Below are 11,230 nucleotides of genomic sequence, written 5' to 3'. Positions count from 1 at the left end.
CTCATTTGGGGCTTTTATGGGTTAAAGCTCGCCTTCACGTTGTAGAAACCGTATGTTGGTCCCGCAAAGCAGGGAGCTAGCGATGGCAGCGATTGCACTTTTCCACTCGGTCTACGGATTGCGGTCCCTTGAACGGGATACCGCGGCGCGCCTGCGCGCGGCCGGCCATCATGTCGTAACGCCCGATCTCTACGGCGGCAGGGTAGGGCGCACCCTCGAAGAAGGCTTTGCCCTCAAGAAAGAGATTGGCTGGGCCGAACTTTGCAGACGCGCCGAAATGGCGGTCGCCGACTTGCCGGCATCGGCCGTCCTCGGCGGCTTCTCCATGGGCGCAGGCGTAGCCGCAAGCCTCTGGCCAGGCCGACCGCAAGCGGCCGGCATTCTCTTGCTGCATGGTATCGCAGAAATTCCGACCAATGCGCGCGAGGGCATTCCCCTTCAGGTCCATCTGGCAGAGCCCGACGAGTTCACGCCGGCGGACGAGGTGACTCCGTGGCGTGCGCATGCCGCAAGAGCCAACATCGGCCTCGAGATGTTCCTCTATCCCGGCGTTGGCCATCTCTATACCGATCCGTCGCTGCCCGATTACGAGGCCAAGGCTTCCGAGGCCACCTGGAGCCGCGTCGACGCCTTCCTCGCCGCGCTCTGAGCCCGTCAGGGGCCGTTCACCAGCTTCAGGATCAGCTGCTGGATATTGCCGCCCTCGCTCATTTCCACGCGGTCGAAATCCCGGCCGCGCTGGCGCTGCCTGTTGGAGAGCTCTCCGAGCCGTACCGTCAGTGCAGGCCTGATCTTCTTGCAGCCGGGATCATCAGGCACGGAGAAGCCGTTACTCAGGGTCTCGATCTCCTTGACCATTTCGATGATCGTCTCGCCATGCCAGCGCTCATGCGTGCGCACGCCTGCAATGAAGCTCTCCCAGCTTGTCTTGGTGGCTGCCGGCAGATTGTTCGGGGCTTGCGGCAGCGTGTAGATGATAATGAGCTTCGGCTTTGCTGATGTCAGTGTGCAGGCGCTGCCTTGCTGCTCGTATTTGCGTGTCCAGGTCAGCTTGAAGGTCGTATGCGCGATGACGCGACCCAGACCGACCTGCGGCCCGCGTTCGCCGATCGATCGATAGAGCTCCATGCCGGTGCGGCCGGAGATCGCGTAAGCCTTCACTTCTTCACTCGGCTGCCAGTCGGTTGCCGAGGCCGCGGCGGGCAGCATCAGCCCGAATGCCAGTAGTCCGTATCCGAAGACAGTCCGCATGCGTCTCTCATTTGCTTTGCTGCAGCGCGGGCGAAGCTAATCGGCGTTGCAGAAGGATGCAATGGACGGGCCGCGTGGCACGGCTTCGCCCGCAAATTTGCCACCGAGTATCCCTCTGGCGCAAAACGCAATTCCCACTATCTTTGCTGCCATGAGACCTGACGCCCTGCTCTATCCCACCCCCGAAGGGCTCTATTGCCCGGAAGGCGGCTTCTATGTCGATCCGGTGCGACCGGTGGAGCGGGCCTTGATCACCCATGGCCATTCCGACCATGCCCGTGCGGGCCACGTGAACGTGCTCGCCACCCGCCAGACGCTCGACATCATGCGCATACGTTACGGTGATGGCTTCTGCGTCAGCGAGCAGCCGGTCACTTTCGGAGAGGAGTTGGTAGTCAACGGCGTGAACGTGAGCTTTCACCCCGCCGGCCATGTGCTCGGCTCCGCCCAGATCGCCATAGAGAAGGATGGCACGCGCATTGTCGTGTCAGGTGACTACAAGCGCCGTCAGGACCCGACCTGCGAGGCCTATGTGCCGGTACCCTGCGATGTCTTCATCACGGAGGCGACCTTCGGCCTGCCGGTATTCCACCATCCCGACCCGATCGACGAGACTGGCAAGCTGCTCGCCTCGTTGCGGCAGTTTCCCGAGCGGACGCATCTCGTTGGCGCCTATGCGCTCGGCAAGGCGCAACGCGTCATTCGCCTGCTGCGTGATGCCGGTTATGGCGAGCCGATCTATATCCATGGTGCGATGGAAAGGCTCTGCGACTATTATGTGAGCGAGGGCGTCGATCTCGGCGAACTCCTGCCCGCTACCATCGAAAGCCGCGACAAGTCCATCTTCAAGGGCGCTGTGGTTGTCGGCCCATCCTCGGCTTTCGCCGATCGCTGGGCGCGCCGTTTCAACGATCCGTTGCCGTCCTTCGCTTCCGGCTGGATGATGGTGCGCCAGCGCGCCAAACAGCTCGGCGTCGAACTGCCGCTCGTCATCTCTGACCATTGCGACTGGCCGGAACTGACCGAGACCATCACTGAGCTTGCTCCGCAGGAAGTCTGGGTCACCCATGGCCGCGAGGAGGCGCTGGTGCGCTGGTGCGAACTGCAGGGCATTAAGGCCAAGCCGCTGCATCTTGTCGGCTATGAGGATGAGGGGGATTGAGGATGGCGTTTGTGGCTGAAAACCCCTCCCCAACCCCTCCCCACAAGGGGGAGGGGCTTTCGTGCCGTGCCCTCCGCATTTCACTTCCAGCCATCCCGCGAGCAGCAACGAGGTTTAGGGGCAGAAGGGAGCGGCATCGTAGCCCCTCCCCCTTGTGGGGAGGGGTTGGGGAGGGGACTTTTCCATCGAGCGAAAAGTTTGGAGGGCCGACCAAACATCCCTTCTCCCCAGCGGGGAGAAGGTGGCGGCAGCCGGATGAGGGGGCTACAAAGCAAGAGCTAGCTGTTGCAGTAGCAATTCACGTCCGGCGCCGGAGGCACCTTCATCCGACCCTTCGGGCTATCTTCTCCCCAGCGGGGAGAAGGGCAGGAGGCTCGCCATGAAAGCCTTCGCCGACCTGCTCGACCGTCTGGTCCTGACCCCCAGCCGCAACGGCAAGCTGAAGCTGCTGACAGACTATTTCCGCGATACGCCGGACCCTGACCGGGGATACGGCCTTGCCGCCATTGCAGGCACGCTCGAAGTACGCGACGTCAAGCCCGCCATGTTGCGCGATCTGGTGCTGGAACGCATGGACGAGGTGCTCTTCCGCTATTCCTATGATTATGTCGGCGACCTCGCCGAAACCATCTCGCTGGTCTGGGACAACGAGCGCGATATCGACCGCTCCGCGCTCGCCCAGCCACGCCTCGGCGACGTGGTCGTCAAAATGAATTCGCTCGGTCGCACGGAGGTACGCAGCTTCGTGCGCGACCTGCTCGATCGCCTCGATTCCTCCGGCCGTTTCGCTTTCATCAAGCTCGCGACCGGGGCGCTGCGCATCGGCGTTTCGGCGCGGCTCGCCAAGCAGGCACTCGCCGATCTCGGCGGCAAGGATGTCACCGAGATCGAGACCCTTTGGCATGGCCTGCAGCCGCCCTATGAATCGCTCTTCAAATGGTTGGAAGGTGGCGAAGAAAAACCGGTGCTTGCTACGCCCGCCATCTTCCATTCCGTCATGCTCGCAAATCCGGTGGAGGAGGGTGATCTTGAAGCGCTCGATCCTGCCGATTACGCCGCCGAATGGAAATGGGACGGTATTCGCGTTCAGCTGTCACGCTCCGGCGAGACGCGCAGGATCTATTCCCGTTCCGGTGACGATATCTCCGGTGCTTTTCCGGATATACTGGAATCGATCACCTTTTCCGGTGTCATCGATGGCGAACTTCTGGTCGGCGGCACGGCGCGCTCCAACAATCCGACCCGCACCTTTTCCGATCTGCAGCAGCGTCTGAACCGCAAGACCGTGACGGCAAAAATGCTGGACGAATATCCGGCTTTCATCCGCGCCTATGACATGCTTTTCGACGGCGAGCAGGATGTACGCGGCGAGAGCTATATCGAGCGCCGCGACCGTCTCTCCGAAATTATCGAGCGCGCCCCCCACGATCGCTTCGATCTCTCGCCGCTGGTGCCCTTCTCGACCTGGAAGGCGTTGGATGATCTGCGCGCCGCCCCGCCCGATCCTGTCATCGAGGGCGTGATGATCAAACGGCGCGACAGTATCTATCAGGCCGGCCGCATGAAGGGCCCGTGGTTTAAGTGGAAGCGCAACCCTTACAATGTCGACGCCGTGCTGATGTATGCCCAGCGCGGCCACGGCAAGCGCTCCAGCTACTATTCGGATTTTACCTTCGGCGTCTGGGCGGAAGGGGAGGACGGCGAACAGCTCGTTCCCGTCGGTAAGGCCTATTTCGGCTTCACCGATGCCGAGCTCGAAGTGCTGGACAAGTTCGTGCGCAACAATACGACGGAACGCTTCGGCCCCGTGAGAGCAGTGCGGGCCGATAAGGATTTCGGCTTCGTGGTGGAAGTCGCCTTCGAGGGAATCAATCGTTCGACTCGCCACAAGTCAGGCGTTGCCATGCGCTTTCCTCGCATCGCGAGATTGCGCCCAGACAAACCCTCCTATGAGGCCGATCGGCTGCGCACGCTCATTGCTATGATCGATGCCAAGGCAGAATGATGACATCTGCCTGCGCAACAATGACGCAGCCCCTCCTTTTCAACAGCATGTGTATTGGCGACAACGCGCTTGCAGTGCAGATTTTTCCCGCCGGGGAAATGATGGGTGCCGCATATGAGCTCGCAAGAACGAAACGCCTTTTTCCGCCAGCGCCGCGGCCTGCTTGCAGGCATTGCCGGCTCGCTATTGTTGCCGCGCCTCGCGAACGCCTTCGATGTTCCCGACGTCCCAAGGCTCGCCAAGCACGATTATGCCGGTGTTCGTCATCACTTCCGCACCAAGCTGCTTCAGAAGGGGCCTGCCCCGGACAAATACGAGCCGCTGACGGCCCCTGCTGATGCCGACAGGATCTTCTACCGGTCCGGATATGGCGGCGAGCTGGAATTGACCGCCTGGGTTTCGAAATACAAGCGCGAACGCAGACCTAAGCCCGGCATACTCTTCCTCCACGGCGGCAATGCCATGGGCAAAGGCCATTGGCAGCTCATGAAGCCCTACGTGGATGCCGGTTATGTCGTGATGATGCCGTCTGTGCGTGGCGAAAATGGTCAGATGGGCAATTTTTCCGGCTTCTATGACGAGGTGGACGACGTTCTGGCCGCGACCGAGCGCCTGCGCCACCTGCCGGGTATCGACCCCGAGCGGCTGTTCATCGCCGGCCATAGTATCGGCGGCACGCTGACCATGTTGACGGCCATGAGCACGCGTCAGTTCCGGGCGGCCGTGCCGATATCGGGTAACGCGGATGCCTTTCGCTTTTTCAGCCGCTACCCCGAAGATATTCGCTTCGACGATTCCAACGAGCATGAGTTCGAGGTGCGCACGGCTCTCTGCTACGCGCACAGTTTCAAATGCCCCGTCCGCGTGTTGCACGGCACGGAAGAAGCGCATTTGAACGACCGGGCCGATCTGCTCGTTTCGCGCGCCCGTGCGGCCGGTACGCATATCGAAGCCGATACGGTCGACGGCAACCACACGTCGGCGCTGCCGGACGAGATCGAACAGAGCATGCATTTCTTCCGCAGCATTGCGGCCTGACTGTCGCGGGATGCAGGTCTGGAAGCGCCTGCATCCGCTGCTATCGGGGGTATTTTGGCCTCTGCACCAGCCTCGCGCCAGCCGCGAATGCCATTCTGTAGACAGGTAATGCTGTTCGACGATTGCTGATGAGGGTGGTTTCATGAATTTTCTGCGCCAGGCTTTGCCGTTTGCCGGGCTTGCGGCTGCCGCAATGACGCTCAGCGGCTGCAACATCCTCGTTCCCGATGTCGCAGCCGATTCCCCGGCGCGCTTCGTGCAGGAAATCTCGCCGGTCTTCTACGAGCCGCCGGGTGTCGATCCGCGCCGCGTCAAGCCGATACCCGATCAGCCGGTGCCGCAGACGCGCGAACTCTACAAGACGCAGTTCCATCAGACCTACGGTCTGCCGGTCAGCAATCCGCTGCACCTCGATATGGACCGGTACGGTCAGGTCAGGGACGGCGATTTTACACTGCCGGCCATCCCCACCAGCCGCATCCAGCCGGAATATTTGCGTCAGGAGGTCGATTACCAGACCAACGAGCGCCCCGGCACGATCGTCGTCGATACCAAGGATCGCTTCCTCTATTTCGTCGAAGGCAATGGCAAGGCGATGCGCTATGGCGTCGGGCTCGGCCGCGAAGGCTATTCCTGGAAGGGCCGTGGCGTCATTCAGTGGAAGCAGAAGTGGCCGCGCTGGACGCCGCCGGTCGAAATGGTGTCGCGCCAGCCGGAAGTCCGTCCCTTCTCTGCGGCAAACGGCGGCATGAATCCGGGCCTCGCAAATCCGCTCGGCGCCCGCGCCCTGTATATTTTCAAGAACGGCCAGGACACGCTCTATCGCATCCATGGCACGCCCGATTGGCAGTCTGTCGGCAAGGCCGTCTCCTCCGGCTGCGTCCGCATGCTCAATCAGGATGTGGTCGACCTCTATGACCGCGTGCCGGCCAAGTCCGAGATCGTTGTGATGTAGAGCTGCAACAGGACTGGCGAGATCGTCTGCCCGCAGCGGGACACGTCTGCGTGATGCTATGGTTTATTCAGCATAAGCCGATAGATTTTTACTGCTGCATAATTCCTTAGACCGGAATCGCTTTAAGGATAAAATTATGCAGCAGTTTAAAGTGCTGCAGCGTCCTTTTGCGCGTCTGAAGACGCGCGCCGCTGTAGTCGATATCGGCATTGGACGAATCAGGGGCAAGCTGCGTTTATGGCGAACCCCGCATCACGAAGGAAATCAGTCCCGCGTCATGAGCCTCGATAACCCTCTCTCCCGTCGTCGCTTTCTTTCCTTTTCGGCTCTGACAGCGGCTTCTGCGCTGGCAGGCTGTGCCTCCACTTCGAATACGGTCGAAAATGGCGGCATGACGATCAGCTACCGTTCGCCCTTCCGCCCGTTCCAGACGACGAGCGTGCCCAGCGAAGCAGAACTTGCCGTCATGTACGGCCCGATTGAAGATGGCGGCTTCCTCATCCCCGCCGTTCCCTACCAGCAGATCGATCCGCGCTACTATCGCCAGCAGGTCGTAGACCCGACGGGCCAGCCGCCAGGCACCATCGTCGTCGATACGCCCTCGCGCTTCCTCTATCTCGTCGAGCCCGGCGGCATGGCGATGCGCTACGGCGTCGGCATCGGCCGCGAAGGTTTCGCATGGTCGGGCAGCGGCGTCATCCAGTGGAAGCAGAAATGGCCACGCTGGAAGCCGCCGAATGAGATGGTCGCCCGTCAGCCGGAACTTGCGAAATATTCGATCGATCGTGGCGGCATGGAGCCCGGTCTCCTGAACCCGCTCGGTGCACGCGCGCTCTACATCTTCTCGAATGGCGAAGACACGCTCTACCGTCTGCATGGGAATCCGGAATGGCGCTCCATCGGCAAGGCCGTCTCGTCCGGCTGCGTGCGCCTGCTCAACCAGGACATTATCGACCTCTACGACCGCGTTCCGAACAAGACACCCATTGTTGTTTGGCAGTGAGGAGTGATGCCGCGCAGCGGCAACAATCGATCCAGTGAATCGATTGTAACGACGAACGCCCGAAGCGTAAGCGCAGGGCCGGAGCGGTCGGGCGAAGCCCGAGCAATCGATCCCGTGAATCGATTGCAGAGACGAACGCCCGAAGCGCAAGCGCAGGGCCGAAGGGTGCCAACCCAAAAACAAAAAAGCCGCTCGTCAAACGCGCGGCTTTTTTGTTTGGCTTCGAGATCAAATCAAGCCGCCTCAGCGCAAATCCCCGCCTTGCACCCCGAAGCGAGCAGCGCCTCATCCGCCACTTCCACAAACAACCGTCGGAACCACGACGCCCGCTCATCCGCCCTATCCACTCGCCGGTACAGCATCGACACCGGGTCAGCCGGCAGATCGATCGGCGGCATCGACACCTCGAGATCATGGAGCTTCGCCATGCAGCGGCCAAGTGATTCCGGCACGATGGCGATCGACGGCATGGCTCTCAGCGCCGGCGGCAAGGCCGAATAGCGCGGAACTGTCGCCACTACATTGCGGCTCAGCCCCAGCTTGTTGAGCGCGGCGTCGACCGCCGTCGTCACGCTGCCGACGAAGGAAATGGCAATGTGCGGTGCGGCAGTGAAATCCTCTATGCTGAGCGGCGGCTTCAGCTTCAATTGCTGCGGATCGTAAATGGCAATCGAACACTGCTCGAAAAGCGGCTTACGGATATGCCAGGACGCGGGCTCTCCATGAACGGAGATGCTGAATTCGAACGCGCCATCATCGAGCATCTGCGCCGCGTCGCGCTTGTCGGCGGCAACGCCGACCAGCCGCGCACCCGGCGCAAGCTGGCGCAGCCGTGCGATCAAGGGGCCGAAGAAGGCCGTCTCCAGATTGTCGCACATGCCGACACGGAATTCGCCCTGCCAGGTCGACGGATCGAAACTCAGGGGCGGACGGATGGCCCGTTCGATACCTGACAGCGCATCCTCGATCGCCGGTGCGATGGCGAGCGCCCGCGCCGTCGGCTGCAGGCCGCGGCCGACGCGAACGAAGAGTTCGTCGTCCAGCGCCTCGCGCAGCCGCTTCAGCGCAGCCGATAGCCCGGGCTGGCCGAGCAGCAGCCTTTCGGCCGCGCGGCTGACATTGCGCTCCTGCATCAGCACCGAGAAAGCGAGCAGGAGATTCAGGTCGATTTTACGAAGGACAGCATCATTCATCATTATGAGTAATACCTGACATGGTTACTATCAATTTGCAATGGGGTTTGAAGCTGTACATTTTCTCGTTCCCTGCCGCCAACAAGCCTCCCAAAGGCGGCAGCCAAAAAGGAACTGAGATCGATGACCAATTCCCCATCTCCACGCGGAGCCGGCCTGGCGTTGCTGCTGCTTTGCGCTGCGAACTTCCTTGACGCCATGGATGTTTCCACCATCGGTGTCGCCCTGCCTGCCATCCAGACCGAACTTGGTATGCCGGCAACCTCGCTTCAATGGGCCGTCAGCGCCTATGTTCTGGGTTATGGCGGCTTCCTGCTGCTCGGCGGCCGTGTCGCCGACCTCTTCGGCCACCGCCGCGTTTTCCTCTGGTCGCTTGGTATCTTCGCGGCCGCCAGCATTGCGGGCGGCTTCGTCGACAGCGGCCCGACGCTGATCGCTGCCCGCCTGGTCAAGGGCATCGCCGCAGCTTTCACGGCGCCAGCCGCGCTCGCTTTGCTGCTCTCCGTCTTCGGAGAAGGCGAGAAGCGGGCAAAGGCACTCGGCGTCTTCGCGTCGACAGGTGCCACCGGCTTCGTGCTCGGCATGGTGCTTGGTGGTGCGGCCACCGTCTTCAGTTGGCGCGCGACGCTCGTCATGGGCGCTCCGGTCGCGATCCTCACGCTCGCCATCGCCCCTTTCGTTCTGCCCGCGGATGAACGCCGCGGCGAGGGGCGCAAGCATTTCGACTGGGCGGGCGCGCTGACGATCACGCCCGGCCTGCTGCTCTTCGTCTTCGGCATTACCAATGCCGCGGCGGCCGGCTGGAACGATTTCTTCACCTGGGGTTCGCTCGTCGCGTCCGTAGTGTTGGTTGCGCTCTTCCTGATCGTGGAATCGCGCCATGCCGATCCCATGGTGCCCCTGCACATCTTCCGCAGGGCAAAGCTCAGCCATGCCAATCTCATCGCCGCGCTGTTCCAGGGCGCCTATGTCGGCTTCCAGTTCATCGCGACGCTTTACTATCAGGATGTCGTCGGCTGGTCGCCCTTCGCCACCGGCTTCTGCTTCGCCTTCGGTGGCGTGGCGGTGATGTTCCTCGCGCCGCGCTTTGCCGCATTGGCCCAGAACCGCGGCACTACGGCGCTGATGGCCGTCGGCGTCGGTCTGCAGGCGGCAAGCTATATCATCTGGGTGGCGTTGGTCGGCCGTATTGATCCGACCATTCTGGTTGCTCTCAACCAGATCCCGCTCGGTCTCGGTTATGCGATGACCTATCCGTCAATTCAGGTTGCCGCGCTCTCCGATGTCGAAGAAGACAAGTCCGGTCTTGCCTCCGGCCTGCTCTTTGCTGCTTTCCAGATCGGCGGCGGCATCGTGCTGGCGGCTGCGTCCGCAATCTTCGCCGCAGCCCCGCATTTCGGCTGGGATCCCTATGTTGGCGGCATCGTTTTCGTGGCCTTGCTGGCCGTTCTGATCACTCTTTTGGCCGCCGTTGGCCCGAAGACCGCAACGCTTCGGTCCGAGGCCTATCAGGCTGCGGAATAACGCAAATTGCCCGCGTCGGCCTGGCGCGGGCATCCTCTTTGGGTTTCTAATCGAACCTGTGGCCTTCTATACGCTGGCATTGAGATTTGCCCGCAGCCGGGTCAGCATGTCGCGCATGGCGCCCATTTCTTCCAGCGTGCAGCCGATTGCTTCGCCGATCGAAGACATGATCGTATTGACCTCGCCCTTCATCGCCTGACCTTTCGGCGTCAACGACACGATAACCTGCCGCTCGTCGCGGGAATCGCGGGCGCGCTTGATGAGGCCACTCTGCTCCAGCCGCTTGAGGAGAGGGGAGAGCGTGCCTGAATCGAGATCGAGCTGCTCGCCGATCGTCTTGACCGGCAGCTCGGCTTTTTCCCAGAGCACCAGCATGACGATATATTGCGGATAAGTGAGGCCTACCCTGTCGAGTATTGGCTTGTAAGCCCGGGTGAAGGCATGCGCCGTCGCATAGACTGCGAAACAGAGCTGCTTCTCCAGCCGCTTTTCCTCTTCCGGTATTTCCATCACTTTCGCCGTTCTCGTTCTCATATCTGCCTTCCCTAGAGGTCTTCATTGTCCTCTTTTCAAATTCCGAATGCAATTTGCAAAATTCACTTGCGTACAATTTAATTGCGCGATATTAAAAGTCCAGCCCGAACGAACGGGGCCAACCAAAGGAGATTGTCATGCCTATTCTCTATACGACCAAAGCTTCCGCCACTGGTGGCCGCGCAGGCCGCGCCGTCTCTGAAAACGGCGTTCTCGACGTCACGCTGACTGTGCCGAAAGAGCTCGGCGGCGACGGCGCAACCGGCACCAATCCCGAACAGCTCTTCGCGGCCGGCTATTCGGCCTGCTTCCTCGGTGCTCTGAAATTTGTGGCCGGCAAGGAAAAGGTCAAGATTCCCGAGGAAACCACGGTTTCTGCAACCGTCGGCATCGGCCCGCGTGAAGATGGCAGCGGCTTCGGCATCGAAGTTGCGCTGACCGTCAACATCCCGGGCGTCGACCGCGAAACCGCCGAAAAGCTTGCAGCCGCAGCCCACATCGTTTGCCCTTACAGCCACGCCATGCGCACCTCGACCGAAGTTCCGGTCACGGTCGCCTGATCACT

The 11,230-nt window shown here is 61.4% G+C and carries 11 protein-coding genes; 8 read left to right on the top strand and 3 right to left on the bottom strand.

All coding sequences use genetic code 11. The annotated features are described in order from the left end of the window. Positions 1–82 precede the first annotated feature (82 nt). Entirely contained in the window at positions 83–649 is a 567-nt protein-coding gene (locus EV281_RS06780; RefSeq protein ID WP_132652183.1) for a dienelactone hydrolase family protein, read from the top strand. Between the two features lie 5 nt (positions 650–654). Here EV281_RS06780 and EV281_RS06775 read toward each other — a convergent pair whose 3' ends face one another. Next, positions 655–1,251 carry a DUF922 domain-containing protein gene (locus EV281_RS06775; protein WP_132652181.1) on the bottom strand — a complete coding sequence of 199 codons (597 nt, stop codon included), beginning with the start codon at positions 1,249–1,251 and terminating at the stop codon, positions 655–657. Positions 1,252–1,402: 151 nt separating this feature from the next. Between EV281_RS06775 and EV281_RS06770 the strand changes: the two genes are divergently transcribed. From EV281_RS06770 to EV281_RS06745, 5 genes are all read left to right on the top strand, one after another. Continuing rightward, positions 1,403–2,413, top strand: coding sequence for a ligase-associated DNA damage response exonuclease (locus EV281_RS06770; protein ID WP_132652179.1), 1,011 nt, complete (start codon positions 1,403–1,405; stop codon positions 2,411–2,413). Between the two features lie 379 nt (positions 2,414–2,792). After that, on the top strand, positions 2,793–4,418 hold the full coding sequence (locus EV281_RS06760) for a cisplatin damage response ATP-dependent DNA ligase (RefSeq protein ID WP_132652177.1): 1,626 nt from the start codon (positions 2,793–2,795) through the stop codon (positions 4,416–4,418). A 114-nt stretch (positions 4,419–4,532) separates the two neighbouring features. Next, the gene (locus EV281_RS06755) at positions 4,533–5,456 is read left to right on the top strand and encodes an alpha/beta fold hydrolase (RefSeq protein WP_132652175.1); all 924 of its coding nucleotides are present in this window, start codon (positions 4,533–4,535) and stop codon (positions 5,454–5,456) included. Between the two features lie 142 nt (positions 5,457–5,598). Next, positions 5,599–6,411 (top strand): L,D-transpeptidase, encoded by an 813-nt coding sequence (locus tag EV281_RS06750; protein ID WP_132652174.1) that lies wholly within the window; start codon positions 5,599–5,601, stop codon positions 6,409–6,411. A 277-nt stretch (positions 6,412–6,688) separates the two neighbouring features. Then, entirely contained in the window at positions 6,689–7,414 is a 726-nt protein-coding gene (locus EV281_RS06745; RefSeq protein ID WP_132653199.1) for a L,D-transpeptidase, read from the top strand. 233 nt (positions 7,415–7,647) lie between these two features. On the opposite strand, the gene EV281_RS06740 is transcribed toward EV281_RS06745, so the two are convergent. After that, positions 7,648–8,610, bottom strand: coding sequence for a LysR family transcriptional regulator (locus EV281_RS06740; RefSeq protein ID WP_132652172.1), 963 nt, complete (start codon positions 8,608–8,610; stop codon positions 7,648–7,650). Between the two features lie 120 nt (positions 8,611–8,730). Between EV281_RS06740 and EV281_RS06735 the strand changes: the two genes are divergently transcribed. Next, positions 8,731–10,131: an MFS transporter gene (locus tag EV281_RS06735; RefSeq protein ID WP_132652170.1), complete on the top strand. Its 1,401-nt coding sequence runs from the start codon at positions 8,731–8,733 to the stop codon at positions 10,129–10,131. A 66-nt stretch (positions 10,132–10,197) separates the two neighbouring features. On the opposite strand, the gene EV281_RS06730 is transcribed toward EV281_RS06735, so the two are convergent. Then, the gene (locus EV281_RS06730; RefSeq protein WP_132652168.1) at positions 10,198–10,665 is read right to left on the bottom strand and encodes a MarR family transcriptional regulator; all 468 of its coding nucleotides are present in this window, start codon (positions 10,663–10,665) and stop codon (positions 10,198–10,200) included. Between the two features lie 137 nt (positions 10,666–10,802). Here EV281_RS06730 and EV281_RS06725 point away from each other — a divergent pair, with 137 nt between their 5' ends. Beyond that, entirely contained in the window at positions 10,803–11,225 is a 423-nt protein-coding gene (locus EV281_RS06725) for an organic hydroperoxide resistance protein (protein ID WP_132652167.1), read from the top strand. Positions 11,226–11,230: the final 5 nt, after the last annotated feature.

This window comes from Rhizobium sp. BK418, from assembly GCF_004341105.1.
Taxonomy (GTDB): Bacteria; Pseudomonadota; Alphaproteobacteria; order Rhizobiales; family Rhizobiaceae; genus Rhizobium.
Note: the sequence above shows the minus strand (reverse complement) of the source record. Positions and strands in the feature narration are given on the sequence as shown.

What these genes read in the sequence shown, in the direction of transcription:
- EV281_RS06755 (WP_132652175.1), top strand. Translation starts at nt 4,533, where the DNA reads ATGAGCTCGCAAGAACGAAACGCCTTTTTCCGCCAGCGCCGCGGCCTG.
- EV281_RS06745 (WP_132653199.1), top strand. Translation starts at nt 6,689, where the DNA reads ATGAGCCTCGATAACCCTCTCTCCCGTCGTCGCTTTCTTTCCTTTTCG.
- EV281_RS06760 (WP_132652177.1), top strand. Translation starts at nt 2,793, where the DNA reads ATGAAAGCCTTCGCCGACCTGCTCGACCGTCTGGTCCTGACCCCCAGC.
- EV281_RS06775 (WP_132652181.1), bottom strand. Translation starts at nt 1,251, where the DNA reads ATGCGGACTGTCTTCGGATACGGACTACTGGCATTCGGGCTGATGCTG.
- EV281_RS06730 (WP_132652168.1), bottom strand. Translation starts at nt 10,665, where the DNA reads ATGAGAACGAGAACGGCGAAAGTGATGGAAATACCGGAAGAGGAAAAG.
- EV281_RS06770 (WP_132652179.1), top strand. Translation starts at nt 1,403, where the DNA reads ATGAGACCTGACGCCCTGCTCTATCCCACCCCCGAAGGGCTCTATTGC.
- EV281_RS06725 (WP_132652167.1), top strand. Translation starts at nt 10,803, where the DNA reads ATGCCTATTCTCTATACGACCAAAGCTTCCGCCACTGGTGGCCGCGCA.
- EV281_RS06740 (WP_132652172.1), bottom strand. Translation starts at nt 8,610, where the DNA reads ATGATGAATGATGCTGTCCTTCGTAAAATCGACCTGAATCTCCTGCTC.
- EV281_RS06735 (WP_132652170.1), top strand. Translation starts at nt 8,731, where the DNA reads ATGACCAATTCCCCATCTCCACGCGGAGCCGGCCTGGCGTTGCTGCTG.
- EV281_RS06780 (WP_132652183.1), top strand. Translation starts at nt 83, where the DNA reads ATGGCAGCGATTGCACTTTTCCACTCGGTCTACGGATTGCGGTCCCTT.
- EV281_RS06750 (WP_132652174.1), top strand. Translation starts at nt 5,599, where the DNA reads ATGAATTTTCTGCGCCAGGCTTTGCCGTTTGCCGGGCTTGCGGCTGCC.